The organism is Metabacillus sp. KH_069 (assembly GCF_057838075.1).
Window position 1 is genome coordinate 2,341,806 of the sequence record NZ_CM174460.1, and the last position, 26,620, is coordinate 2,368,425.

23 protein-coding genes, 2 pseudogenes and 1 other annotated feature are annotated in these 26,620 nt (G+C 39.8%); of the genes and pseudogenes, 10 read left to right on the forward strand and 15 right to left on the reverse strand.

All coding sequences use genetic code 11. The annotated features are described in order from the left end of the window. Window positions 1-3: 3 nt before the first annotated feature. Window positions 4-894, reverse strand: a complete 891-nt coding sequence (locus tag AC3ISE_RS11560) for an ATP-binding protein (protein ID WP_489221071.1) — start codon at window positions 892-894, stop codon at window positions 4-6. A gap of 338 nt (window positions 895-1,232) precedes the next feature. Between AC3ISE_RS11560 and AC3ISE_RS11565 the strand changes: the two genes are divergently transcribed. From AC3ISE_RS11565 to AC3ISE_RS11575, 3 genes are read left to right on the forward strand one after another with little or no spacing between them, the layout of a single operon-like run. Next, window positions 1,233-2,723: a spore germination protein gene (locus AC3ISE_RS11565; RefSeq protein WP_489221072.1), complete on the forward strand. Its 1,491-nt coding sequence runs from the start codon at window positions 1,233-1,235 to the stop codon at window positions 2,721-2,723. Window positions 2,724-2,727: 4 nt separating this feature from the next. Continuing rightward, a complete protein-coding gene (locus AC3ISE_RS11570) occupies window positions 2,728-3,852 on the forward strand; it encodes a GerAB/ArcD/ProY family transporter (protein WP_489221073.1) in 1,125 nt (374 codons plus the stop codon). Beyond that, window positions 3,845-4,939: a Ger(x)C family spore germination protein gene (locus tag AC3ISE_RS11575; protein WP_489221074.1), complete on the forward strand. Its 1,095-nt coding sequence runs from the start codon at window positions 3,845-3,847 to the stop codon at window positions 4,937-4,939. The genes AC3ISE_RS11570 and AC3ISE_RS11575 overlap by 8 nt, the downstream gene beginning before the upstream one ends. A 30-nt stretch (window positions 4,940-4,969) precedes the next feature. On the opposite strand, the gene AC3ISE_RS11580 is transcribed toward AC3ISE_RS11575, so the two are convergent. The 4 genes from AC3ISE_RS11580 to pdxR form a co-directional block, all read right to left on the reverse strand. After that, on the reverse strand, window positions 4,970-5,269 hold the full coding sequence (locus tag AC3ISE_RS11580; protein WP_489221075.1) for an iron-sulfur cluster assembly accessory protein: 300 nt from the start codon (window positions 5,267-5,269) through the stop codon (window positions 4,970-4,972). A gap of 18 nt (window positions 5,270-5,287) precedes the next feature. Next, a complete protein-coding gene (locus AC3ISE_RS11585; RefSeq protein WP_489221076.1) occupies window positions 5,288-6,298 on the reverse strand; it encodes an LLM class flavin-dependent oxidoreductase in 1,011 nt (336 codons plus the stop codon). A 99-nt stretch (window positions 6,299-6,397) separates the two neighbouring features. Then, window positions 6,398-7,402 (reverse strand): LLM class flavin-dependent oxidoreductase, encoded by a 1,005-nt coding sequence (locus tag AC3ISE_RS11590; RefSeq protein ID WP_489221077.1) that lies wholly within the window; start codon window positions 7,400-7,402, stop codon window positions 6,398-6,400. Between the two features lie 27 nt (window positions 7,403-7,429). After that, window positions 7,430-8,869 (reverse strand): MocR-like pyridoxine biosynthesis transcription factor PdxR, encoded by a 1,440-nt coding sequence (pdxR, locus tag AC3ISE_RS11595; protein WP_489221078.1) that lies wholly within the window; start codon window positions 8,867-8,869, stop codon window positions 7,430-7,432. 142 nt (window positions 8,870-9,011) lie between these two features. Here pdxR and AC3ISE_RS11600 point away from each other — a divergent pair, with 142 nt between their 5' ends. Beyond that, complete coding sequence (locus tag AC3ISE_RS11600) at window positions 9,012-9,212, forward strand: hypothetical protein (protein ID WP_070875922.1); 201 nt, start codon at window positions 9,012-9,014, stop codon at window positions 9,210-9,212. Between the two features lie 369 nt (window positions 9,213-9,581). Here AC3ISE_RS11600 and hxlR read toward each other — a convergent pair whose 3' ends face one another. Then, on the reverse strand, window positions 9,582-9,947 hold the full coding sequence (hxlR, locus tag AC3ISE_RS11605) for a transcriptional activator HxlR (RefSeq protein WP_070875923.1): 366 nt from the start codon (window positions 9,945-9,947) through the stop codon (window positions 9,582-9,584). Window positions 9,948-10,160: 213 nt separating this feature from the next. Here hxlR and hxlA point away from each other — a divergent pair, with 213 nt between their 5' ends. The 3 genes from hxlA (at window position 10,161) to AC3ISE_RS11620 (ending at window position 12,146) form a co-directional block, all read left to right on the forward strand. After that, window positions 10,161-10,793, forward strand: coding sequence for a 3-hexulose-6-phosphate synthase (hxlA, locus tag AC3ISE_RS11610; RefSeq protein WP_070875924.1), 633 nt, complete (start codon window positions 10,161-10,163; stop codon window positions 10,791-10,793). A gap of 4 nt (window positions 10,794-10,797) precedes the next feature. Next, a complete protein-coding gene (hxlB, locus tag AC3ISE_RS11615; RefSeq protein ID WP_489221079.1) occupies window positions 10,798-11,358 on the forward strand; it encodes a 6-phospho-3-hexuloisomerase in 561 nt (186 codons plus the stop codon). A 71-nt stretch (window positions 11,359-11,429) separates the two neighbouring features. Beyond that, entirely contained in the window at window positions 11,430-12,146 is a 717-nt protein-coding gene (locus AC3ISE_RS11620) for a 3-ketoacyl-ACP reductase (protein ID WP_489221080.1), read from the forward strand. A 37-nt stretch (window positions 12,147-12,183) separates the two neighbouring features. Here the strand turns inward: AC3ISE_RS11620 and AC3ISE_RS11625 are convergent, their stop codons facing one another. Both AC3ISE_RS11625 and AC3ISE_RS11630 read right to left on the reverse strand, forming a co-directional pair. After that, entirely contained in the window at window positions 12,184-12,753 is a 570-nt protein-coding gene (locus AC3ISE_RS11625; RefSeq protein WP_489224323.1) for a YitT family protein, read from the reverse strand. 132 nt (window positions 12,754-12,885) lie between these two features. Continuing rightward, complete coding sequence (locus AC3ISE_RS11630; protein ID WP_489221081.1) at window positions 12,886-13,779, reverse strand: VanW family protein; 894 nt, start codon at window positions 13,777-13,779, stop codon at window positions 12,886-12,888. Window positions 13,780-14,053: 274 nt separating this feature from the next. Here AC3ISE_RS11630 and ltaS point away from each other — a divergent pair. Next, window positions 14,054-15,992: pseudogene (ltaS, locus tag AC3ISE_RS11635) on the forward strand (lipoteichoic acid synthase). An 82-nt stretch (window positions 15,993-16,074) separates the two neighbouring features. Here the strand turns inward: ltaS and AC3ISE_RS11640 are convergent. The 3 genes from AC3ISE_RS11640 to AC3ISE_RS11650 form a co-directional block, all read right to left on the reverse strand. Next, window positions 16,075-16,644, reverse strand: coding sequence for a superoxide dismutase family protein (locus AC3ISE_RS11640; RefSeq protein ID WP_489221082.1), 570 nt, complete (start codon window positions 16,642-16,644; stop codon window positions 16,075-16,077). 77 nt (window positions 16,645-16,721) lie between these two features. After that, the gene (gene argS / locus AC3ISE_RS11645; RefSeq protein ID WP_489221083.1) at window positions 16,722-18,386 is read right to left on the reverse strand and encodes an arginine--tRNA ligase; all 1,665 of its coding nucleotides are present in this window, start codon (window positions 18,384-18,386) and stop codon (window positions 16,722-16,724) included. A gap of 245 nt (window positions 18,387-18,631) precedes the next feature. Continuing rightward, window positions 18,632-18,850: a binding site (T-box leader), on the reverse strand. A 54-nt stretch (window positions 18,851-18,904) separates the two neighbouring features. Then, the gene (locus tag AC3ISE_RS11650; RefSeq protein ID WP_489221084.1) at window positions 18,905-19,507 is read right to left on the reverse strand and encodes a DUF3298 and DUF4163 domain-containing protein; all 603 of its coding nucleotides are present in this window, start codon (window positions 19,505-19,507) and stop codon (window positions 18,905-18,907) included. A 317-nt stretch (window positions 19,508-19,824) separates the two neighbouring features. Here AC3ISE_RS11650 and AC3ISE_RS11655 point away from each other — a divergent pair. Continuing rightward, window positions 19,825-21,182 (forward strand): IS3 family transposase gene (locus AC3ISE_RS11655; protein WP_489221085.1). Its coding sequence is split into 2 segments (ribosomal slippage): window positions 19,825-20,296 and window positions 20,296-21,182, totalling 1,359 coding nucleotides; the frame shifts between segments, so codons are not numbered across the junction. Between the two features lie 246 nt (window positions 21,183-21,428). Here AC3ISE_RS11655 and AC3ISE_RS11660 read toward each other — a convergent pair. After that, window positions 21,429-22,447, reverse strand: a pseudogene (locus AC3ISE_RS11660) (C40 family peptidase). A 269-nt stretch (window positions 22,448-22,716) separates the two neighbouring features. Between AC3ISE_RS11660 and AC3ISE_RS11665 the strand changes: the two are divergent. Next, window positions 22,717-22,839, forward strand: a complete 123-nt coding sequence (locus AC3ISE_RS11665) for a hypothetical protein (protein WP_489224324.1) — start codon at window positions 22,717-22,719, stop codon at window positions 22,837-22,839. Between the two features lie 219 nt (window positions 22,840-23,058). Here AC3ISE_RS11665 and AC3ISE_RS11670 read toward each other — a convergent pair whose 3' ends face one another. The 3 genes from AC3ISE_RS11670 to cdaS all read right to left on the reverse strand — a co-directional run bounded on the left by AC3ISE_RS11670 (window position 23,059) and on the right by cdaS (window position 26,426). Continuing rightward, on the reverse strand, window positions 23,059-24,255 hold the full coding sequence (locus AC3ISE_RS11670; RefSeq protein WP_489221086.1) for an MFS transporter: 1,197 nt from the start codon (window positions 24,253-24,255) through the stop codon (window positions 23,059-23,061). A 107-nt stretch (window positions 24,256-24,362) separates the two neighbouring features. Next, the gene (locus tag AC3ISE_RS11675; RefSeq protein ID WP_489221088.1) at window positions 24,363-25,697 is read right to left on the reverse strand and encodes an NCS2 family permease; all 1,335 of its coding nucleotides are present in this window, start codon (window positions 25,695-25,697) and stop codon (window positions 24,363-24,365) included. Window positions 25,698-25,823: 126 nt separating this feature from the next. Further along, on the reverse strand, window positions 25,824-26,426 hold the full coding sequence (cdaS, locus tag AC3ISE_RS11680; protein WP_489221089.1) for a sporulation-specific diadenylate cyclase CdaS: 603 nt from the start codon (window positions 26,424-26,426) through the stop codon (window positions 25,824-25,826). Window positions 26,427-26,620 lie beyond the last annotated feature (194 nt).

Genomic DNA, 26,620 nt, shown 5'->3' on the forward strand with positions numbered 1-26,620 from the left:
CCTTTACACAAAAAGAGTTTCTGCAATATTTTGAATCGCTGCCTTTTCCCTGTCGTCTTCAAGTTTTTCAGTGATGCCGCGTGAGATAGCCCGAAGCGGCGGCATATAGACAGCTAAGTCACATGTGTCGATAAGCGCTCTTACAGACGCAGCTTCTTCCGAAATTTGTCCATTCTGCACCTGGGTAATCAGATCAGAAGAAAGAGTAACAAACTGACTGATCAGCTTTTCATTTGTAAGCATAGATTGTGAGCGCAGTACGGCCTTTAGCTGTTCACCTTGAATATATGGTACTTCAATTACAACGAAACGATTTTTGAGGGCTTCATTTAAAGGAACAGTGCCTACGTATCCTTCATTAATAGCTGCAATCACGCCAAAGCCGCTGCTTGCTTTGATTACCTCTCCTGTAAATGGATTCGTAATCATTTTACGGTAGTCCAGCACTCCATTTAAAATCGGCAATGTTTCGGGCTTCGCCATATTAATTTCATCTATATATAAGATATGGCCTTTTTTCATCGCATGAATGACAGGACCTTCAATAAATTCAATGCTCGTTTTCGAACCTTCCTGCGAGATGGTTTTGTAGCCAAGCAGGGCCTCCGCATCAAGATCCACGCTGCAATTTATGCTGTGCATCGGCTGGCCGAAAAGATTTGAAAGTGTCTCGGCAAGCTTTGTTTTACCAGATCCTGTAGGTCCTTTTAATAAAACATTTTTGCCTAATGATAAAGCGATCATGGCATCAAATAAAATCGCATCTTCTGAAGGCATGTACCCGCCTTTGCCGATCAGCATCGCATCTTCGCTGTTTTTAAATGTTTCCGATCTTTTTTTTATGTCTGACAGTATATGATTCGGGAGGTTTAAAGCTTCTAATTGTGTAGTCATCGTATGTTTATTCCCTTTCCTAGTACAATTTCTCTGACCAAGTATACTAGAAATCCGATGCTTACTCAAAGGTATTGATTGCTGTAAACGCGTTCATGCCGATAATGAATAATGTAATTGATCTTTCAACTGCAAACAGTGCTGATTTTTAAACTCCTTTTTTACAGTTAACATATAAAGGAAAAGAAAAAAGACCCTTAATTAAGCCCTTATTCCGTTACAAAAAGAAAATTGGCCAGAACTATATTGCGAATAAATAGAAGAATTACAGTGAACAATAAATGCATTACTGCCCATTAAACGCGGCTAGTTCATTGATTTACAGGTGAGGGATGTTTATGTTTTGGAATAAGAAAAAAAAAGGTTTAGTGCAGCAAGAAAGCAAGAAGCAAACACTGGCCCTGGAAAATCAGCCCTTATCTATAGAAGAGTTAAAAAAAACACTCGAAAAAATGGATGACGCTGAAATTATTGAGCCTGAAAAAAATGACTTTCATAAGCTGACGGTGATCTATATAAGGACATTAATTGACCTGGAGCGTTTGAATGAAAGTATTATTGAACCACTTAAAAGATCAGCACAAGAGCAAGTATTAAAAAAGATGGCTGCATCAAAAATTACGGAAATTACCTCTATCGCTGAAGCAAATAAGCAGCTTTTTTCAGGGGCTGTTTTGATATATGATCCTGCTAATAATGTTTGGGCTGCTATTCCGCTTAAAAACCCTCTTGGCAGATCAATAGAAACTTCAGAAACAGAGACAATTTTATATGGTGCTAAAGATAGTTTCAGTGAAAATATTGAAGATAATATTTCATTGATTCGACATAGGCTTCCAATTCCGAGATTAAAAACGGAAAAATTCACTGTTGGATCTTTAAGTCAGTCCACCGCAGTCATCATGTACATAGAAGGCTTGACCAATCCTGAATTTATAGAAACTGCAAAAAAGAGGATTGAAGAAATTAATTTTGACCTTTTTTTTGACTCTTCTCAGCTGGCCGCTTTTATGGAGGAGAATGATAATAGCATCTTCCCCCAATTTCAGCAAACGGATCGGCCGGATGTTTGTGCTTATTCGCTCGGTCTGGGTAAAATTACGATTCTTTTAGACAATACACCTTTTGTGCTTGTAGCGCCGATCACTTTTTTTCACTTGTTTCAATCACCAGAGGATTATATAAATCGATGGCCAGTTGCCAGTTTTTTAAGATGCATTCGTTACTTGAGCTTTTTTATTTCAATTACTTTAATCCCTTTTTATGTTGCACTAACTACACATCATTATCAGATGATTCCCCTTCAAATTTTATTTGTCCTGATAGAATCCAGAACAAAACTGCCCTTTTCGCCTTTCTGGGAAGCCTTTCTAATGCTGATTATCTTGGAGATTATTAAAGAGGCAAGCTTAAGAATGCCGACAAAATCCAGTCAAACCCTTGGTGTAATTGGGGGTATAGTCATTGGTCAAGCTGCCGTAGAAGCAGGCTTTGCCAGTAAAGTTTTAATTGTCATGGTTGGAATATCAACGATTGCATCTTTTTTAATCCCAAATTATCTAATGACAAAAGCAAATTCCCTGATCCAATTTAGCTTTCTGATTTTATCTTCTTTTTTTGGAATCTTTGGCATTGCGATTGGTTTGATCCTGCTATTTGCTCACCTAAATGGACTAAATTCTTTAAAGGAACCCTATTTTTCACCTGTTGCCCCCTTCTATGGAAAGGATTGGAATGATCTATTCATACGAGGTCCGCTGACAAAAATGAAAGAGCGTCCTGAACATTTGCATCCTGTTCAGAAATGGAGATACAGTCAAAGGAGATGAGATAATGAAACCTATTTCTCTATATGATCGAACGTATGCCTTTAACGGTGTGTACATTATGCTTATGACAAATAGGCTTCAGATGCTCTATTTCTTTATTATCTTGCCAATGTACTTGATTCACCCCTATATGATCTGGGGAATTATCGGGGTTGGCATTCTTTCACAGTTAAATTTGATTTTGCTGTCTAAATGGTTTCAATCTGAGTATTCTAAAAAAGGATATCAAGGATTTATCGAATTAATCGGCAAGCGCATGGTTCGATTTTTTTCTTTCCTAGGATTATTTTTCATTCTTTTAAAATTAATAGTAATCGTGCTAGGTTACGCAGAGATTGTAGAACAGTTTATCTTCCCTTCCATGAACAGCAAGTGGCTGATCCTTACGATTTTGCTTGTTTGCTTCTACGTTGCCTCGCAGGGAATGGAAAAAACCATTGGCTTTGCAGTGATTGTCTTTTTTTGTACAGCTTGGATCATTCTCTTATTTTATATTTTTTTCCTGCCTCCGAATGCTTCTCTTTACGACCTTTACCCTCTCATACCGTTTGATTGGCCGGACGGTTCATGGAAAAGTTTATTGTTGATTTGGTCATCTTTGTCAGGACCTGAATATTTAATCTGTTTAGCAACTTGGCTGAAGCCAAATCAGAACTTCCTTAAATATCTCTCTTTTGCAAATGCCATGACGATTCTGGAATACTTGCTTATATTTATTGCATCCTTACTGTTCTTCGGTGCAGATTATTTAAGATTCAGTAAATTTCCTGTTGTTCATTTGGCCCGATATCTTCAATTTCCTTTCATTGAGAGAATCGATATCATTTTAATTTCGATCCTTTTATTTAACGCCATCTTTGCGGGAGCATTGTTTTTATTGTATTTTTATGGCGGCTTAAAAATTGCTGCTTCAAAATTGAATAAACAATCGAGCAAGGTCGGTTTTTACGCCTGTTTTATTATTATATTTATCTGTCTCTATCTTTCAGATGAATGGCTTAGTCAATTTGGAATGGAACGGAGCGTATTATTGAACATTCAAATTTGGTCAGGAGCTTTAACTTATTTACTTGTTCCGTCTTTCTTATTTTCAGCCATGAAACGAAAGGACGTGAAAAGACATGAGTAAACTAAAAAAAAGGACTGCCGGCTTATCGCTTATCTTTATGATTCTATTAACCGGATGCAGTCCCTTTGTCGAGAACAATACGATCGAAGAGATAGCACCCGTAACTTTTTGGTCTGTCAGGTCTGGTGAAAATGATCAAGTAATATTAAGCACATTAACCCCGCCCCTGCTCAAAGAAAAGAAACGGGTCATAACGATGCAGGTGGACCTTTTAAAACAGGGCAGCAAAAATTTTAATTTGAATTATTACCGCGAAATAAAATCAGGACAAGTTCGAATGCTCATCATTTCTGAAGATTTTGCTAAAAAAGGTATTACCTTTTTAATTAATACTTTGCTTGCTGATCCTGATATTTCACAGCGCATCTATTTAGTAGTCGTAAATGGGAACTTTGATGAATATCTTCAAAATCAGCTGGAACAGGAAGAAAACATTGACTATTATTTATACCGTATGCTAAAGCATTATGAGAAAAATGACCAAGGGGAAATCACAATTGCAAATTTGCATGAATACAAAAATAAATTATATACACCATACTCTGATCCTATTCTGCCTGTATTTAAAATTGAGGAGGACAATTTCGTATACGCTGGAACAGGTATTTTCAAAAATGACAAGCTTATTTATACCCTCACCTATTTAGAGGATCAAATCTTTCAGCTAATTGATAACGATTACTATTTAAAATTCCTTCCGCTGTCATCTTTCTCTGCTGTACTTGGGCAAGTCCGCTCAGATGTGAAGATCGATCCGAACCCCAGCAGTGATATCCTTTCATTAAATGTTAAATTACATGCAAGACTTGAGGAGTACAGAGGAGATAAAAACCTTTTCAATGAAAAAGAATTAACGACGCTTACTAATGAACTGGAAGCATATTTTGAACAACAGACAAAAGAATTAATAAAAAAGCTGCAAGATTTAGAAGCAGATCCTATTGAAATAGGAAAACGCATTAAGACACCTTTTACTAAGCCGCCTACTGAAAAAGAGTGGCTGCGAAAATGGAATAAAATGAAAGTGGAAGTGAGCTATCAGCTTGATATTGAGCCTCTAACAAATATGAAAAATGAAAAAGAATGAAACCTTTTACGGTTTCATTCTTTTCATCATTTAATGTCTATGAGTGCCTTTTTGTGAGTTTGTGATGACAAATCCTGGATCGGGCACATAAAAATACTGAATCCATACACCGTCTAAAAAGTTTTCGCGCTGATCAAGCAGCACATCAATCTCTTTATCTGTCTTTACAATTTCATCATGCTCAGTCGGTGTATCAAGAACTAGGTCATAATGAGCGTGATCGCCGTGCATTTCAGTCACAACGACACGTATCATTTTACCATCAGCTTCTTCCGTACTCAGCAGCTTTTTTATTTCTTTTGCAGCATTACGATTTATTTTGCAGTTCATGATCTCTTCCTCCGATATTTACTTGAAAAGCTGTGAAACAATTTCAAATGAGCGCAAGCGTTCCTGATGATCATAGATTGAAGCATTGACCATAATTTCATCTGCACCTGTCTCATCTAAGAACTTCTCTAATTTGCCTTTAACAGTGCTTGCACTTCCGACAATCGATGATCCGAGCTGCTGATGAATGGCTGCTTTTTCATATGCTGTCCAAAGCTCTTCCATATTTTCAACAGGAGGCTGCATTTTGCCTGGACGATTGCGGACAAGGTTTAAAAATTGCTGCTGCATTGTCGTTGCCAGATAAGCTGCTCTCTCATCGCTGTCTGCAGCTACCACATTCGCACCTACCATAGCATAGGGTTCTTGAAGCACTTCAGATGGTTTAAAGCTGCTTCGGTAAAGACGCATCGCTGGAATGGTATGCTCCGGTGAAAAATGGCTTGCAAATGCAAATGGCAATCCTAATCTTCCTGCAAGCTGAGCACTGTATCCGCTTGATCCAAGCAGCCAGATCGGAACGTTAAGGCCTTTACCAGGAACAGCACTAACATGTGATGCTTCTGTTGGCTGAAAATACTCCATTAGCTCATCAAGCTGTTCTGGAAAATCTTCTCCATTGCTCATGTTTTCTCTGCGAAGAGCACGGGCTGTCAGCTGATCCGTACCAGGAGCTCGTCCCAGTCCAAGGTCAATCCTGCCCGGATAAATGGATTCAAGCGTTCCAAACTGTTCGGCAATTACTAAGGGTGCATGGTTTGGAAGCATGATTCCGCCTGAGCCAACGCGGATCTTCGACGTTCCTCCGGCAACATGTCCAATTAACACAGCTGTAGCCGAACTTGCGATGCCCTCCATGTTATGATGTTCTGCAAGCCAGAAACGGTTATAGCCCCATTTTTCCGTATGCTGAGCAAGGTCTAGTGTGTTTTTAAAAGCTTCACTTGGTGTACTGCCTTCAACAACTGGAGCAAGATCCAGAACAGACAATTTCACTTCTTTTTTTAAATTTATCCTTTCATTGGACATCTCTTTGTCCTCCTTCAATAATTACCTTATCTATAAACAACGACATTGTATCAAGTATTATTGATGAATGAAAACAAAACGACTTGAATGAAAAATGGATTATCTTTGCTTAAGCTCAAAGGCTTCTGCAAGAAGCTCATAAGATTTAAGTTTGTCTTCAAATCTGAAAAGATTGGAGATCACCATGCATTCATCTGTTTTATAATCTGCTCCGATACGAAGCAATTCATCTTTTACTTTTTGAGGTGTGCCAATAATCATGCAATCTCGGTTTCTGTTTATTTTCTCTTGTTCATCAGGAGAAAAATCAATCTTTTTCACTTCTTCAGGTGAGGGGATTTTTGTATTTCCTCCCTTTTCCACATTTAAAAGCCATGCATCCTGGCTTAATGCCAAATATTCAGCCTTTTCTTCTGTTTCTGCACATACAACAAAAATACAAAAATTGGATTTAGGAGATGGTAATTGTTGTGTGGGCTGAAATTGTTCCAAGTAATCTTTCATAGCTTTTCTCCCGCTTGCAGGATTGATAAAATGTCCATAAGTAAATGCCAAACCATGTTCCGCTGCAGTCCTTGCTCCCCGATGTGAAACACCTAACAGCCACATTTCTGGAGATGTTTCCGATTCAGGCATTGCTAGTACTTTTGAATATGCATGATACACTGGCAGCGACTGGCTTAAAAACCCTTGCAGATCCTGGAGCTGCCTTGGAAATTCATTTAAGCTCTTTCGTATTCCATCAGTCAGTGCAAGACGGGTTTCAGCACCACCACCGGGTGAACGTCCAATGCCTAAGTCAATTCGGTTTGGAAATAGAACTTCGAGCGTATTGAACGTTTCAGCAACTTTAAAAGGACTGTATTGCGGAAGCAGCACGCCGCCAGATCCGACTTTGATCCGGCTTGTACTTGAGGCAATGTGAGATATTAATATTTCTGGAGCCGTACTTGCTAAACCATTTGTGTTATGATGCTCAGCAACCCAAAAACGAGTGTAGCCCAGCTCCTCGGCTGCTTTTGCTAATTGCAGGGTCTGCTTCAGGGCATTTCTTGCACTGTAACCTTCTGAAATAGGTGACTGATCTAGAATACTTAGCTTCATTGCTTTTTCTCCTCTTAAGCTGAATTCTTATTTTTGATGAAACAGAGCCTCTGAAAATGCAGCAATGGCTGTGTCGATTGATTGTTTGGCCGCTCGTCCAAATGTGAATCTGACAAAGCCCTTATTCGAACCAAGAGCACTTCCCGGGGTATATATCATCCCTTTATCTACTGATTGATTAAATAATTTTTCATCATGATGTGCAGGTTTAATTCGGCACCATAAGTGAATACCGCCTTTCGGCACTGTATAATCCACCAGTCCGGGGAGATGCTTTTCAATAGCTGAAATCAGTATATCTCTTCTTTCTTTTAATTCAATTTTCAACTGATGAAGATGCGGATCAAAAAAATCCGATTTTAAAAACTCTTTTGCCAGCCAATCCGAAAAAATGCTTGATCCAAAATCGATTTGCTGTCTGGCATCTGCTAATCGGTCAATAATTTGTTTTGGAGCCAAAATCCAGCCGATTCTCATGCCTGAGGATACCATTTTTGACAGTGAGCTGATATAGATCACAATGCCATGTGAATCTTCCGATTTTAAGGTTGCTGCGCTTTCATTCTCAAAAGACAATAAGGAGTAAGGATCATCTTCAACGATTGGAATTCCAAACTCATATGCAGTGCTGAGGACTATTTTTCTTCGTTCAGAATGAAGAACGGCACCAGTTGGATTTTGATATGCTGAACCTAGAAAAATCATCCGAATCCGGTGCTTCATATAGGCATCATGAATAGCTTGAGGATTGACGCCATTTTCATCCGCATCAAGCAATATTGTCTTAATGCCAAGAGATTTGAAAATAGGCAAAGAATATGTATATGAAGGATTTTCTATTGCAATTGCATCGCCAGGTTTCAATAAACATTGAATAATAAGGTGCAGAGCCTGCTGAGCTCCTGAAGTAATAAGGATGGATGATGGCGTGCAATCTATTTTTTTATAGGTTTTCAGATGACCGGCTATTGTTTCCCGCAATTTCATATTCCCATGCGGATGATCATAGCTTAAGGGATGGTCGAAATGCTGATTCTTTAATAAGTGCTGAAATTGTACGTTTGGGAACAAATCCGGTGATAACTGCCCGGTAGCCAAATCAATCAGATTTTTATGATGGGTCTCTTCAGAGATTCGCTGAATGATCGGCACATTTGGCAAAAGTGTACCTGCTATGAGCATGCGGTTCCAGTTCGGCAAACGTCCGCTAGAATAGTCTTGATTTACCTCACCGACCAATGTACCGCTTCCCCTTTTGCTGATAATTAAACCTGATGCACTGAGTTCAGCATAAGCAGTTGCAACTGTGCTTCGGTTTACCCCTAAGTCCTCTGCTAACATTCGTTCAGAAGGCAGTTTGCTAAATGGAGGCAGTTCCCCGTTGCGAATCTGTTCTTCAAAATACTGAACGATCTGTTTATAAATTGGCTGCTCACTTAAACGGTCGGGCTTCCATTCTTTCGTCATAATAATCAGCTCCTTACATACATAATGGTGCAATGATAAAAGTGGATGGCATTAAAATATGAAAATTGGATGGCCCCATCTCCTGGAACACATGTAAAATGATTGTTAAGAGCGGGGATTTTATACAAAAGGAGTCAATAAATTGTCTATTTGGATCAGTGTCATTATTATCTCTATTATTAGCTTAGTCGGGTTAATAGTAACCATATTAATCGGACAGAATCAAGCAGTTGAGACTTACCGTGAATCAACGAAGGCCAGAATGAAGAATTTATCTGCTATTTATATTGTCAGCATTGCTCTCGCTTTGATTTTACTCGTTGTTTTTTTCGTGAATATATAATATAGGGAGAAGAAATGAATCCTGATATTATTTCAAAATGGCTAAACCTCTTAAAACATCATCATAAAGACCGTTCCATCATTCATTAACTTCTATCTTTCCGCCGTAAAAAAAAGAGCAAGATCTCCGGCATTCGGAATCTTGCTCTTTCATATAGGCTGTGTTCGCATTGCTTGTTGTTATTTGTTAACAATGTTACGTTCCTTTCCGCGTGGAGGACGAGAGCCTCTTCGGCCAATCCTGCCGAGTCTCTCATTACCCTCCTATTTCCCGCAGCAGTCAAGTTCCTTCGGCTGCAATCCACTAGGGTTTACAACATTTTTTCTAAAAGCAACTTTACAAAATGAGCCTTCATATATAAATGTTCAATTACTTAATCGACTCACTTATCTCCGGTTTTTCTTCAGCAACATTCTCCATATAATTCTTGCCCCATTCGTACATGGCGTCAAGAATCGGCATCAGAGTTCTGCCCTGGTCAGTTAAAGAGTATTCCACTTTGGGAGGAACGACAGGATATACTTTGCGTTCAACGATTAAGTCTTCTTCAAGCTCGCGCAGCTGATTAACAAGCATACGCTGGGTAATTCCAGGCATAAGAGACTTTAATTCGCCAAAGCGCTTTGTTCCTTCTTTACCTAAGTGCCATAAAATCAGCATTTTCCATTTACCGCCAATGACAGAAAGAGTCAATTCTTTTTCGCAATTAAATAGTTTTCCATCCATCCGAGACATATCGATCACCTCCGCCCTTAGTATAACCCATAGTATACTTTTTATCACTATGTAAATTAAAAGTGCGTACTTTTATTTTAATGATATACGTATTACACTAGCAATTGTGCTGGTGAGCAACAGCAATAAATAATTTACCGAACAACTTCCATGCTGCAGGAAGATCGTTTTAGAGTGCAGCAAAAACTAGATTTTTATAGGAGGAACTTATTCATGGAATTACAATTAGCTTTAGATTTAGTCGATATACCAGAAGGAATTAAACTGGTTAAAGAAGTTGAATCATTTATAGATGTCGTTGAGATCGGAACACCTGTCGTTATTAACGAAGGCCTTCGCGCTGTAAAGGAAATGAAAGAAGCATTTCCTGACTTAAAGGTATTAGCTGATCTTAAAATCATGGATGCAGCAGGCTATGAAGTCATGAAAGCTTCTGAAGCTGGTGCTGATATCGTGACAATCCTTGGAGCAGCAGAAGATATGTCCATTAAAGGGGCTGTCGAAGAGGCAAAAAAACAAGGCAAGAAAATTCTTGTTGATATGATCGCTGTAAAAGACATCGCTGCCCGTGCGAAAGAGCTTGATGAGTTTGGCGTTGATTATATCTGTGTTCACACAGGCTACGACCTTCAGGCAGTTGGACAAAACTCTTTTGAAGATCTAAAAGCAATTAAAAGCGTTGTTAAAAATGCAAAAACAGCTGTAGCAGGCGGCATCAAATTAGAAACATTGCCTGAAGTGATTAAAGCACAGCCTGACCTGGTAATCGTCGGCGGCGGCATTACTGGCCAAGCTGATATCAAAGCGGCTGCATCCCAAATGCAAAAATTAATCAAACAAGGATAAAACCATGACGCAGACAACTCACTATTTTGCAAAAATTTTAAATGAGCTTGGACCTGCCGCTGATTTAATCTCTGACAGTGATTCAGAGAAGTTAGTCGATGCCATTCTTAAATCTGAAAAAGTCTTTACGGCTGGGGCCGGAAGATCTGGATTTATGGGAAAATCCTTTGCAATGAGAATGATGCATATGGGAATTGATGCATATGTTATCGGAGAAACCGTTACTGGAAACTTTGAAAAAGATGATATCTTAATTATCGGTTCAGGTTCCGGCGAAACAAAAAGCTTGATCCAGCTTGCAGAAAAAGCCAAAAGCATCGGCGGAACAATTGTGACAGTCACGATTAAACCAGAGTCGACTTTGGGAAAACTCGCAGACATCACCATTCTATTGCCTGGATCTCCTAAAGATCAATCAAACAGTGAAAAGAAAACCATCCAGCCGATGGGTTCCTTGTTCGAGCAGACTCTTCTTCTGTTCTATGATGCGATTATCTTAAGATTTATGGAGAAAAAAGGGTTAGATTCCGAAACGATGTACGGCAAGCATGCTAATCTAGAATAAAGGGAATAGACAATTAGACCGCGGATCAAATGCGGTCTTTCTGTCTCTATATTTTCATAGGAGTGATATATGTGGGTTCATTAAATGGAAAAACAGCCATTATTACCGGTGCCGGAAGAGGCATAGGACGGGCAGCTGCCATTGCTCTTGCAAAGGAAGGTGTCAACATTGGACTGATTGGACTGACTTTGTCCAATCTTGAAAAAACAGCTGAGGAATTAAAAGAATTTGGTGTAAAAACAGCAGTTGCTGCTGCTGACGTAGCCCATCTCCATTCAGTTGAGCTGGCCGTAAATAACATCAAATCAGCTTTAGGCAACACTGATATTCTTATCAACAATGCTGGAATTGCTAAATTCGGCGGTTTCATGGAGCTCTCTCCAGAGGAATGGGAGAACATCATCCGCGTAAACTTAATGGGCGTTTACAATGCTACTAGAGCAGTTCTGCCTGACATGATAGAAAGGAAAGCTGGCGACATCATCAATATTTCTTCTTCTGCAGGTCAAAAAGGCGCTCCAGTTACAAGTGCGTACAGTGCTTCGAAATTTGCAGTGCTCGGACTAACAGAATCTCTTATGCTTGAAGTTAGAAAGCATAATATCCGTGTCAGCGCCTTAACTCCAAGCACAGTTGCTACAGATCTTGCCATTGAGACGAATCTGACTGACGGGAATCCGGACTCGGTCATGCAGCCTGAAGATCTTGCTGAATTCATGGTTGCTCAGCTAAAACTTAATTCACGCGTATTTGTGAAGACAGCAGGATTATGGTCAACAAATCCATAAAAACAGACAAGCAGATCCTTTTTTGGGGTCTGCTTTTTCAATGATCTGAAGGTTTCATAATTATGTGTGTGATCAATCCAATGATGGCAATTGTGACACATGAAAAGAAAAAGCTTCTGGGTCCCAGGGTTTTATACCCTGCGGCTGCTACAAGACCGTCAATAATTAAAATCGAAATTCCTATATTTAATTTTGTGCTGTCTGAAATAAGCCGTGCCAATAAATCCGTTCCCCCTGTGCTTGTATCATTTCGGAGCATAACTCCAATACCAATTCCTATTAATCCTCCTCCTATCAGGGAACTTAAAAAAATCGGCAAAGAAAAGTGAGTTCTCAATGGATCCAGCAAATCAATAAAAAAGGCAGATATCAATAAACCGTGAATACTGCTGTAAAAATAGACCGGTTTGAAAAACCAGGAAAAAAAACAAAGAGGCAAGCTTAAAAATAGAATGCATAATCCCGTTTTATAACCAAAATAGTAATGTAAGATCAAGGCTATTCCGTCAACTCCGCCATCAATCAAATGATGCGGAACTAAAAAGCCGTTGATGCCAATACTGATCAATAAGCTTCCTATTATAATCGCTGCAAATTTTTGAGTGATAATGATCACCTTGCCTAAGAAAAGATTCTTCTAACTATATGTCCAAGCATTAGGATTCAGAAGTATCATTTTCATTAGGCATTTCCGTAATATGAGCGATATTTATGTATCTTGCAAGTCAAACTTATCTCTTTACCTCTTCTTGACGGGCTGCTTTCGGGGTTCTACTCTTTTTTCATAAGCAACTTCATTCGTTGAATAGATGGTGACCATAACACTTGCTCCATAGACAGCTGCCCTGATCAGCACAGGCTCGCTGTATTTATTCGTGAACCGAAAATCAGGTCCGTACCAGCTTACTGTTGCATCTCTTCCTGCGGGAACATAAGGAACTCTCCTGCTGTGGGAATACCTCTCAATTACTTTTAATCCTGCATTGTCGATCGCATTGAATAAAGTAGAAGAAACCTGGCAAATGCCCCCTCCTATTCCTTCAGAAAGTTCACCCCTAATGATGATTGGGGCTTTCATATAGCCTCTGGCTGCTGTGCGGTTGCCGACAACCCCGTTAAAGGAAAACGTCTCACCCGGAAAAACGACCCTATTATTGATCGACTCTGCAGCAAGATGGATATTTTTTGTACGCTGAATATTATTCTTATTAAAAAAAGTCACATATGTCCCAATCCTTGCAGTGCGAATACTGTTCAACAATTCTTTATCTACTCTTGGATACAATTTCATCTTTGGTGCTTCCATACGGGCGGCTCCGCTCCCGAAAAAGTACGCGTGGAATTTTTCATTGAAGTTCTCACGATGCAATCTGTAGCCGGTTTTTTCCGAAATGATTTTACCGCTTTTGTCAATTTCAGCATTTACTGGCGCCTTAAACATTTGATTATCCAAATGATTCATGAGTTTATTTAATTTTGTTTCATCAATCATGAATGTCTCCGGGATCAATAACGCGGCGTCATTCCGATTCATTTTTTCGATTACATGATTATTATGAGTAATCGTTAAGCTGTCAACAGGCTGGATTTGCTGGGAAAGCAGGAGAATGGCACCAATTAAAACGAATTTCATTCATAATCACCCCCAACTTTACTATGTATAAGGGATAAGCTTTTTATGTAAATCGGCCGATGGTTTTCTTATGGAAAATAAGTCTAAAATGAATAAGATAATTTCATATATTTAAGAATGATTGAATAGTTGAAAAGTTGACTTTTTGCTCCTGTTTGCGTTATTATTGCTCTTATCTTTTGCTGAACAATTACCTGTTTCAAAACAGGGTAAAGTGGCTATATATAATTAGTTAAGATTTATCAATTTAAAAGATTACTAGAGGTGTTAAAAAATGAAAAATGTATTTGCTAAGAGTTTTCTGAATAAGCATCTTGGCTTTTTTCTGTTCGCAGTCGTACTGCTATGGATTAAAACCTATGCTGCTTATCAAACCGAACTTAATTTAGGAATTGATAATTCCATTCAGCAGTTTTTGCTGTTCATTAACCCGATCAGCTCTGCAATGCTGTTTTTAGGATTAGCTTTATTTGCTAAAGGAAGAAAAGCATTTATTTGGATGATCGTTATTGATTTCCTTCTTTCTTTCCTATTATATGCAAATCTTGTGTACTACCGTTTCTTCAACGATTTTATTACAGTGCCAACCTTGACTCAGACTAAAAATGCCGGTGACCTTGGACAAAGTCTCGGTGCTTTGGTTAAACCATATGATGTCCTTTACTTCCTGGATGTCATCATTTTAATGGTTCTTGTATTTGGTAAATTCGTTAAGCCGGAAAATGTAAGAATGAAAGGCAAAAGAGTATCGGCAGTTCTGATCTCAGCGGTCATGCTATTCGGTGCAAACCTTGCTTTGGCTGAAATGGACCGCCCGCAATTATTAACACGAACGTTTGACCGCAACTACCTTGTTAAATATTTAGGCATGTATAACTACACGATTTATGATGCGATTCAAAGCTCAAAGTCATCTGCTCAGCGCGCTTTAGCTGACAGCAACGATGTAACGGAAGTTGTAAACTACACTAAAGCTACACATGCTGAACCTAATCCGGAATATTTCGGTAAAGCAAAAGGCATGAATGTCATTTATATTTCACTTGAATCACTTCAGACATTTGCTATTGATTACAAAATTAACGGCGAAGAAGTTACACCGTTTTTGAATTCATTGACAAAAGATAAGAACACGCTCTACTTTGATAATTTCTTCCATCAGACAGGTCAAGGTAAAACGTCTGATGCTGAATTTATGGTTGAAAACTCATTATTCCCTCTTCCACAGGGAGCTGTATTTACAACGAAAGCAGAAAACACGTATCAGGCAGCACCGGCTATTCTTGATCAAAAAGGATACTCAACAGCTGTTTTACACGGCAACTATAAATCATTCTGGAATCGTGATGTGATGTATAAGTCACTGGGCTACGAGCAATTTTTTGATGCAGCCTATTATTCAATGAAAGATGAAGATGTTGTGAACTATGGCCTTAAAGATAAACCATTCTTTAAAGAGTCGATTCCGCATCTTGAATCTCTGGAACAGCCTTTTTATACGAAATTCATTTCATTAACGAATCACTTCCCTTATCCAATTGATGAGGAAGAAGCTACTATTGATCCTCATACAACTGGTGATGGTTCTGTAGACCGTTATTTCCAGACGGCCCGTTACATGGATGAGTCTTTAAAGCAGTTTTTCGATGATCTGAAAAAGTCAGGTTTATATGATAATACAATGATCGTTATGTATGGTGATCATTATGGAATTTCTGAAAATCACAACAAAGCAATGTCTCAGGTAATGGGCAAAGAGATTAACGGGTTTGAACATGCTCAGCTCGAAGCGTACTCCACTGTTCATTCATGCACCAGGCCTTGAAGGCGGAGAACAGCACCAGTTCGGCGGGCAAGTTGATATCCGCCCTACTCTCATGCACCTGCTTGGCATTGATACAAAAGATTATGTCCAAATGGGTACAGATTTATTATCAAAAGACCACCAGCAAGTGGTGCCTTTTAGAAATGGTGACTTCGTAACACCTAAGTTCACTTCAGTTGACGGCAAATTCTATGATACGGCTACTGGAGAAACGTTAGAGGAAAATGAAGACATTAAACAAACAGAAGAAATGGTCGATAAAAAGCTGAATCTTTCAGACCAGATTGTATACGGAGATCTCTTGCGTTTCTATACGCCTAAAGGATTTGAACCTGTAGATCCATCAAAATACCGTTACATGGGTCCTGAAGAAACAGAAGAAAAATAAGCAAAAGCTGATGAGACTTGTTGTCTCATCAGCTTTTTTATTTGCACATATTCTGATCGATCACATTCTGAAATTCGCTTTTCTAGTTCACTATTGCCCCGCAAGCAATCCTGTCCCCTGCGTTTCCTGCAGGATCTGTCATGTAGTCATCTTCTTTTTCGTGGATAATGATTGAACTTCCGTCTTCATCCAGCAGCGAATTCTTCTTACCCTGTTTTAATGTGACCTCAGCTGCATGCAGTTCGACATCCACTGTTCCATTTTCGTCAATTTCAATGTTCGGCAGATCTCCTGCATGAAAGCCTTTAGGATTATCAAATCCATGCTGCTTTTTGGCAGGATTGAAATGCCCTCCTGCTGATTTGAAATCCGGCTTTTCGCATTTGCCTGTTTCATGGAGATGAATGGCCTTCGTTCCAGGCTCTAATCCTTCAGCTTTCAATCGGATTGTCACTCCTTTGGATGTCTCAGTCAGAGCTGCTGTTCCAGTTTGAACACCCTCGCTGTTTATGATATCAACGTTTACCGGAGCAACTGCCTTCTCACTGACAGGCAGTGATTCATCTTCTGACTCTATTTCTCCAGCAGCCTGACAGGCGCTCAAGCTCAATAATGCTGTTATTATTACTGCGTAATAGCTTTTTCTATTCATACAGATAATCCCTCCATTTTAAAATTCTTTAGCATGATAGCCATAAAAGCAGAATTTTAAAACGGCTGATTCAGAGCCTACATCTTTTCAGGAGCTTGAATACCGAGTATGGTCAGTCCATCCTTCAGGATGCTGCACATGGAATGAACAAGCAAAAGTCTGGATGTCAGGGATTGATTTTCTTCAAGTATTTTCACTTTTGCATAATAAGAATTAAACGCCCTGCACACTTGCAAAAGATATTTTGCAAGAATGGACGGGTCGTACTTTTCAAAAGCGGATTGAATGACTTCCTCATACTGGACAAGGAGTTTTTGCACTTCCCAGCTGTAATCATCTGTTAAAGCCATGACGTTCTCTGATTTATTCCCGTTGCTTTTTCTTAATAAAGAGCATCCGCGTGCATGAGTATATTGCACATATGGACCTGTCTCCCCTTCAAACTTAAGCATTTCATCCAATGAAAATTCTATATTATTTGTTCGGTCGTTCTTCAGGTCATGAAATATAATCGCCCCAACTCCCACCGCTTGGGCGACCTCCTCTTTGTTTTCCAGCTGAGGATTTTTCACTTCAATATTTGCTTTTGCAGCGGAGATGGTCTCTCTTATTACTTCATCTAAAAGAACTACTTTGCCTTTTCTTGTAGACATTTTCTTTCCATCCTTCAAAATGAATCCAAACGGGATATGATGAAGATCTTGATGCCAGCTGCAGCCCATTTTTTCCAATACGGCGAAAACCTGTTTAAAATGAATCGATTGTTCCATCCCTACCACATAAAGAGATTTATCAAACTTATATGTTTCTTTTCTGTAAAGAGCGGCAGCCAAATCTCTTGTTGCATATAGAGTTGCTCCATCCCTTTTACGGATCAGGCACGGCGGCAGATTAGCCTTATCTAAAGATACTACTTTTGCACCTTCAGAATGTTCCAGCAGGCCTTTTTTCTCAAGCATTTCGGATACACTTGATAATTGGCTATTGTAGAATGCTTCTCCATTATACGTATCAAATTGAACGCCTAATAGCTCATAAACCCTCTGAAAGTCCTCAAGTGATGCCTCTCTGAACCATTGCCACAGCTCTAATGCTTCTGCGTTACCGTCCTCCAGCCGTTTAAACCAGCTTCTGCCCTCTTCATTCAGCTCAGAAAGAAAGGCAGCTTCATCATGAAACTTAACATACAGTCTAAAAAGCTCCTGTATCGGATGTTTCATGACAGCTTGTTCATTCCCCCATCTTTTATAGGCTGCAATCAGCTTGCCGAATTGTGTGCCCCAGTCGCCAATATGATTGATTCTGACAACGTTATATCCGCATTTTTCTCCTAGATTGGCAATGGCCTGGCCGATGACCGTTGAACGAAGATGTCCCATCGAAAAAGGCTTCGCAATATTTGGAGATGAAAAATCAATGGTCAATACCTTTGTTTTTTCAGGAATCTGATAGGGAACCTTCATTTTTAGACATTCCTTGCTTATGATCTCTCTGTTAAGATGAAAATTCACATAGGGACCTGCAGCTGTTGCACTTGTAATAAATTCATCTTTAATTGTTTCTGCAAGCCAGCTTGCAATATGAATCGGATTTTTTTTGCAGATTGAAGCAAGGGCGAAACAAGGAAAGCTGTAATCTCCAAACTGTCTGGTCTTAGGAATTTCAAGAATATCCACTATTGTTTCAAGGGGAAGATCGTTGTGTAATGAGGAATGAATAATGGATCCCAGTTTCTTTTTCATTTGTTTTCCTCCTTTATAAAAATAGGCTGTTTTCGCATAGATTGTTGTTATCGATTATAAATATTGTCCGTTGCTTTCCGCGGGGAGCATGGGAGCCTCCACGGCTTTGCCTGTGGGGTCTTCCATTTTGCTCTATTTCCAAGTTCCTTCCACTGCAATCCACTCATGTTTTTTCACATTTAGTCTGGCAGCAACAATATTTACGAAAAGAACCTAAAAATAAAAACGCCCGCCTCTTTTTTTACAAAAGAGACGGGCGTTTCCCCGCGGTACCACTCTGATTGTTCATTTCTGAACCACTCGCAGCGTTTTAACGGACAGCCGGCCGGCATGCCCTACTGGATAAGTTTCAGGCATGCTCCTAGAAAGTGCGCTTCATCATTCCGTTCATTTTAGGCTTTCACCATTCCTAAATCGCTGAGAGATGAACTTGATATGACTACTCTCTTCATCGTGGGATTTTTTTCTATTAAGAGTTATTATATGTGAATCTTTGAGGAATGCAAGAGTTTTTTGAATTACCCATACAATTTAGGCAGCGGCCCATCCGGATTGATGATATCTTCCAGATCATAAATGGAAATCGGGAAATATAGAAATCCATAGGCATAAGCTGCGATTTCATAGAGCTGAAAATAAATGACAAGGGATTTATCAGCTAAATAAAAATCCTGATCAGGGCGAATCGATTTAAAGGGAGGATCGAGTAAAGTAATATCCCTTTCTTGAAGCTGTTTTGCAATAATGGAGGATAATCGTTCTATATAGCTGCTGTCTTTTTTAAAAAGGTCCTGCAGCTTATATTTCTTTCCTGTCTGGGTATCATATGTCAGCCCTTTTAGAAAAGACATGCCATGAGCGCCTCCGGAATACACATAATTCAGCAGCGTTAAGCTTAACAGGTCCCGCTCATTCGTCTTAAGTTCATACGTTCCCTGCATCTCCGTCTGCACTCCCCCGTCATACCCTCCAAAACGAATCTGATCCTGAACATTCTTAAGGATGTCTGCATTGATTTTCTGCTGACTGAATGCTTGAGGACCAATTATAGATGGATAGAATATCAAAAGCTTTTTTCCCTCTATTTTATGTGTTATGACTCCGACCGGCAATGCAGTCATCTGGTCGCCTCCTTGTTGCTTTTATACCATTATATGAATGGATTTGAGCAATCATCCTTTTAAGGCACATTGTTTTTTTGCAAAAAAGGGACTGGGACGTAACGATCATCTCCTGAATGAAAGCCGAACATTGAATAGTGCGAAAATCTTTAAAAGAAAGGGCTATTTTCGCATAGATTGTTGTTTTTCATGATAAATGTTGTCCGTTCCTTTCCGCTCCAGGAATTTGCTTTCCGCGGGGAGCATGGGAGCCTCCTCGGCTTTGAAGTGCACCCCTATTGTTGGACACACATCTAACAACAGGAGGTGTACTTCAATTGCGTAATTTTACATTAGAAGAAAAAATTCAAGCCGTACAACGTTATTTGAATGGTTTAGTAAGTTATCGAGAATTAGCTAAAGAGGTTGGAGTCGATCACTCCGTTCTCCGAAACTGGGTGATGCTGTTCAAACATCATGGTGACCAAGCATTCTCCTTTCCCTATACAAACTATTCGCCAGCCTTTAAACTGAGGGTAATTCAATTTACAAATGAAACGAATTACTCGATTCGAGAGGCATCGGCCATTTTCCACCTACCAGATCCTTGTATGCTCCGTAGGTGGAAGAAAAAGTGGGAGATTGGTGGTGAAGATGCCCTTAAAATAAAGGAAAAGGGGCCATCTGCCATGTCATCTCATAATCAAAAGAAAAAGAATAAGAAAGAAAATTCCTCTGACCCATCTATAGAAGAACTGAAAAAAGAAAACGAACTTCTTCGTATGGAGAATGCGTATTTAAAAAAGCTGCGAGCCTTAGTTCAGAAAGAATCAGTAAAACACTCAAAACGCAAGTAATCTATGAACTAAGGCACGAATTCCCTGTTAACCAACTGGTGAAGATTGCTGATTTGCCGAAAAGCACCTACTATCACCGCGTTCAATTATGGAAACAGCCGGATCCTGACCGCAAGTGGAAAAGGAGAATTCGCTTCATTTACCGTAAGCACAAAGGACGCCTTGGCCATCGCCGTATCACAGATGTCCTTCAAGCCAAAGGGTATATGATTAACAAGAAGAAAGTCCTTCGTATTATGAAAGAGATAGGGCTTCAATGCATCGTACGAATGAAGAAGTACAAATCCTATAAGGGCGGGGTCGGAAAAACAGCTCCAAACATCTTAAATCGTAAATTCAAGGCCGAAAAACCAAATCAGAAGTGGGTGACAGACATCACGGAATTTAAATTGTTTGGACAGAAATTATACCTGTCCCCTATTCTGGACCTGTTTAATGGCGAGATTATCACGTATACGCTCAATACAAGGCCTACGTTTGATTTAGTAGAGACGATGTTGATAGAAGGCCTACAGCGCGTGAACGAAAACGACGAACTCTTACTTCATTCTGACCAGGGCTGGCATTATCAAATGCCTCGATACCAGCACATATTAAAAGAAAATCACATTACTCAAAGCATGTCTCGAAAAGGAAACTGTTACGACAACGCCGTTATAGAAAACTTTTTCGGGATATTGAAATCAGAATTTCTGTACTTACAACAATTCGAGAGTATAGACCACTTCAAGAAAGAACTCGAAGAGTATATACACTACTACAATCATTTGAGAATCAAATCACGATTACAACGTAAAAGTCCAGTGTCTTATCGAACTAGTTTTGAGCAAGCTGCTTAGTAAATAAAGTGTCCAATTTATAGGGGGCAGTGCACTTTGCCTGCGGGGTCTCCCATTTTGCTCTATTTCCGGCAGGAGTCAAGTTCCTTCCGCTGCAATCCACTTAAGGTTTCTAACATTTAGTCCTGTAGCAACAATATTTATGAAAAAAGCCAAAGAAAAAATCCGAACTAAAACGAAATTCAAGTTGGAATTTCACATAATAGTTCGGATTATTCTTTGGCTGAAAACCTTTTGTCCCAGCCTCTATTTTAAGTAGCGTTTCGCTCCAAGGTATCTTGCTTTCCAATAAGAATTATCTAATTTAGAGATCGTAACACCTGATGAACTCGCATGAATAAATTCTCCATTGCCAAGATAAATTCCCATATGAGACGGGCCTGCCTTGTATGTAGTGAAATAAACGAAGTCACCTTTTTGCGGAGAGCTGACTGACGTCATAATGTCCCAATATCCAGCAGTGCTTAGACGGGAGACAGACGTCACTTTGTTCAGTACATAGTACATGAATCCGCTGCAGTCAAATCCAGAAGGAGTATTTCCAGCCCAGCGGTATGGAACTCCAACATGTTTCTTGGCTTCAGCAATCATCGTGTCAATTTTACTGTTTGCAGATGGCTTTGTTTCTTCCACCTTACTAGGCGCAGCTTGGCTTGAACCTTTCACTTTAAGGACCTGGCCAGCGTAAATCACATCTGATTTAAGATTGTTCATTGCTTTTAATTCAGGAACGGTAAGATCGAATTGATTTGCGATCTTTCCAAGATAATCACCAAGCTGTACTTTATAGGTTGCTGAAGCAGTCTTACTGGCAGCTGGTTTCGGAGCAGCTGCGGCTGGCGCTTGTACAGCACTCTTGCTTACTTTTAAAGTCTGCCCTGGACGGATCAAATCTGACTTCAGTCCGTTTAAACTCTTAAGCTCATTCACTGATACATTATGGTTTCTTGCAATGACCCAGAGGGAATCGCCTGATTTCACTTTGTATGTAGAGACAGAGGTTTTAGCGGGAGCAGCAGATTTTTGAACACTTGATGCGGGTTTTTCAGCAGTTCCGGATATCTTCAGGACTTGTCCTGGAAAAATCATATCTTTAGAAAGCTTGTTTGTCATTTTAATAGTTTGGACTGATGTTTTATACTCGCGTGACAACTTCCATAACGAATCGCCTTTTTTAACGGTTATGCTGTCTGCAGAAGCTTGGATCCAAGCAAGCCGGAACCGATGACTGCTGAAGCAGTTAACCCAATAATTTTCTGTTTCATTGTTCGCTAAGTACCTCCTTTTTTCTTACATGATTATTTTAATAGATTAGGGCATTAATTACTACAAATTTCTAAAAATAGCACTATATTCTTACTAAAATAGCTAATTTTCTCTCTTACTATCCCGATTTTCTTGCAAGAATTGACAGCATTAGTCATTTTTGGCCGATTTTTGAGATAGCATATCCAAGCTGAATTTCATATAGTAATAAAAAAGAAACAGGGTGTTTAAAATGGCGAAGAGAAATCGGGGAAAGACATTATACAAAATGGCATCAAGAGCCCGCGGCACTTGTCCAATTTGCGGAACAGAGAGAATCAAACTGCTCTACCCTAACCTGCAGGCGGATGGGAAGAAGCTTACAGTCTGTAAGAAATGCAGGGAGAAGTAGAAATGCGGAACCGACTGTTCAGACCCGACAGACAGATAAGGATCCGCCGGTGAAGGCGCTTTTTGCCTTTGCTGGCGGATCCGTTCTGGCCGAGGGGCTAGGAGGTGGAGCTAGACAAATAGAAAAGTGGAATCGCCCGTTTAACGCAGGCAGACAGATAAGGATTCGGAAGAAAACAGCCTTATAGATATACAAAAAAGAGAGGGTTCCCCCTCTCTTTTACTTGCTTTCACTTAAACTGCCTACTTCTGTTTTTTGAAAATATTTCATTCCGTAGATGACGACCATCAAGAGCGATAATGTTCCAAAGATAAGCACCATGAACTGCAGGCCGATTGTATCAAGGAACAGACCCGTTCCGAGGAGAACAACCTGGAACATCACCCGGTCAAGCATATTTCTAAACGAGAAGAAACGGCCGTGATATTCTTTTGGGATCTTTGTTTGGAAAATGGTCGAAACAATCGGAAAAAAGCAGCCTACCCCAAGTCCGAACAATCCAAATGAGATGAGCGACATCCACATGATATCACTGAAAAATAAGCTTAGATGTGCGATTGAAATGATTAGAGCAAACGCAAACAGCATGTGAACGGATGAAAACCGGTGGGTTATTTTTTTGACAAAAAAAGCGCCGATCATAAACGCTATGCCTTCTACTGTATAAAGGAGCCCTTTAATGGACGAGCTGTCCTGAAGCTCGCTTATGTTTATCACCATCAGATTAAATCCTCCGATGAACAAAACCGGAATGATTGTCAGGACTAGAGCTGTAATGGCGATAGGCGTCGCTTTTAATACGGGAAGGACTTCTTTAAAGCTGCCGGACTTCCCTGATTTTGACTGCTCTCTCTTCTCTTCTTTAAAATCAAGCAGAAAAGTAGCACCAAAAAGAACGGCGTATGCAGCCATCGACAGGGCATAAATAGAGGTCAGACTCATAAAGACTAAAAGCGCGCCGGCAAGTGCTGTGCCGATGACTCTTGCCATAGTCGCAACATTCATGTGCACCCCGTTCATCTGTATCAGATCATTGTCTTTTACAATAATCGGAATCACTGCCTGTAGAGCAGGAAAATAAAAGGCTGCAGATAATTGAATGCTGATCATAAACAGGATCATAAAGAAAAGAGAATCAAATTGTATCGCCATAAACATAAAGATGACGCTGAGCATTCTTCCAAGCCCTGAATATATAAGCACAGTTTTTTTTGAGCAGCTGTCAATCATTCTCCCCGCAAGCGGCCCGACAAGCACCCCCGCGAGCAGCCCAATAAATAAAATAAGAGATTTCATAAAATCAGATGGTACGTTTTTCTGCATAAATTCCAGGTTTCCAATAATGCCAAACCATAAACCAAGACCGGCAATAAATTCACCGCTCAGCACAATCCAGACGTTTTTATTTTTCCACATGGTGATATCTCCGTTTTCTGTTATTTTACTATATCTACTATAGCATCCCAGTATTTATTTCGACTAGCGAAACTTTTTTTAAACAAAAAAAGCCCTAATAGGGCCGGTCAAATCATCGTATAAAAATTAATCAAAAAGGCTGCTGTAATGACATACATCATCCAATGAAGTTCTTTTGTTCTGCCGGTAAAAACCTTTAATAATGTGTAAGAGATAAAACCAAATGCCACCCCTTCTGCAATGCTGAACGTTAATGGCATCATAATGAGTGTTAAGAAGGCAGGTATTAATTCGGTTAAATCATCAAAATGAACCTCCTTCAATTCTGTCATCATAAAGGCTCCAATGATAATTAAGACAGGTGCTGTCGCAGCGTTAGGGATGAATTGAATCAGAGGTGTAAACAAAAGCGTGAGCAAAAACAGCAGAGCAGCAAATACTGCTTTTAAGCCTGTCCTTCCTCCTTCTGCGATTCCGGTCGCATTTTCAATGTAAGTATTCATCGCTGTACTTCCAAACACCGCACTGATCATTGTGCCTAGCGCTCCGGTCGTCAATGCGCGTTTCATGTTAGGTGTTTCGCCATTTTCATCATTCAAATTCGCTTTTTTTGTTAAACCGATCAAGGTAGCCAATGTATCGAATAATTCTACGATCGTAAATGAGAAGATAACTGAGAAAATACCGTATCCGATGGCAGCCATAATATCAAGCTTCATAAATGTTAATTCAACAGAAGGCCAGTCAAAGGACAGTATATCCCCTGCTGATTTAGGCACAGGAGAGTGGCCGATCAGCATAGACAGTGCAGTAATGACAAAGATGCTTAAGATCAGGCCGCCTCTGATATTTCTGGATACAAGCACCGCAGCAAGGATCAGCCCTGCAAGCGCAAGCCATGTTCCCTGATCGGCAATATTTCCGAGTGCCACATATGTAGCTTCATCAGGAACAATGATGCCCCCGTTTTTCAGGCCAATAAATGCTACAAATAATCCGATTCCTGCTGTAATGGATGCTTTTAATGTTTTAGGAATAGCAGAGACTACTTTTGAACTGACTCCTGTGACAGATAATAGAAAGAAAACAAAACCCGAGATAAATACGGCCCCGAGAGCCGTTTCCCATGATAATCCCTGACCGAGGACAACCGTATATGTAAAAAAGGCATTTAACCCCATGCCTGGACCAATGACAATCGGCAGGTTTGCCCATAACCCCATTAAAAGTGTCGTGATCACGATGGCTAAAATGGTGCCGGCAAGCGCTGCTTCCTTAGGCATCCCGGCTTCAGATAAGATAATCGGGTTGACAAGGATGATGTAGCTGACAGTCATAAATGTTGTCAGAGCAGCAATAAATTCCGTTTTTACGGTTGTTTTCCGTTCATCTAATCGGAAAAACGAGTTTAAAAACGAATGTAGGTTTTTCTTGTCTTGCATTTGTTCTTCCTCCTCATAACTAGAAGAGCGCTGTCTTATCATGCTGATGGCTGAAGCAAATCATGAAGGCATAGCTCATAAAGTAAAAACTACATTATAAAGGATTTTTTTAAATATGAAAAGCATTTATTCAGAGCTGAATGGATACAGACCGCCATTTATCGCAAATGACATCTTCCCTGTTTCTTCCGATACTACAAGCGCAATCGCATCTGTTGATTCTGTAATGCCAAGTGCAGCCCGATGTCTAGTTCCTACCTTAGCATCTGCGGTCTTCGTTGAAAGCGGAAGTACATTTGCTGCTGAAATGATTTTTGTTCCTGATACGAGTACGGCTCCATCATGAAGCGGATTCCCCGGATAAAAAATACTTTCAAGCAATGACGCCGATAAATAAGCATCTATCGGCACGCCGTTTTGAAGAAAAGAGATAAGTGGATCTTTTCTTTCTATCACTATTAAACCGCCGTGTTTATGATCAGACAGCTGCTGAATGACTCTGGATAGCACGGCATAATGCGGAGTGTATTCAGATAAATAAGACTGCAAATAAAAGGATGATGCTTGCGACTGAAGCTGCTGAAAAATTTTATGCAGGTCTTCCAGCTCACAAAGCAGGCAATGGTCTTTCTCATGAAGAGAGTTCATCAGCTGCCTAGATTCTTCAATGATGTTTCCCAGCTGGTCATAAATATGTTTTTTTATCGGATCGATTAATTCGTGTTCCAAAACGTACTGCTCCTCTCCGCCATGTTTCACCGTTTTTCTTATTGTTTGAAAAATCTCCGCATTCCATGCAATAATTTTCCATTTAGGGTTCATACTAAAATAAAAAAACAGCAGTCTTGACCAAGCTGCTTACAAAACGGAGGTTTGCGTCATGACAACAGTTAAAATCTTTCAATATCTTTTTTCTGGTATGG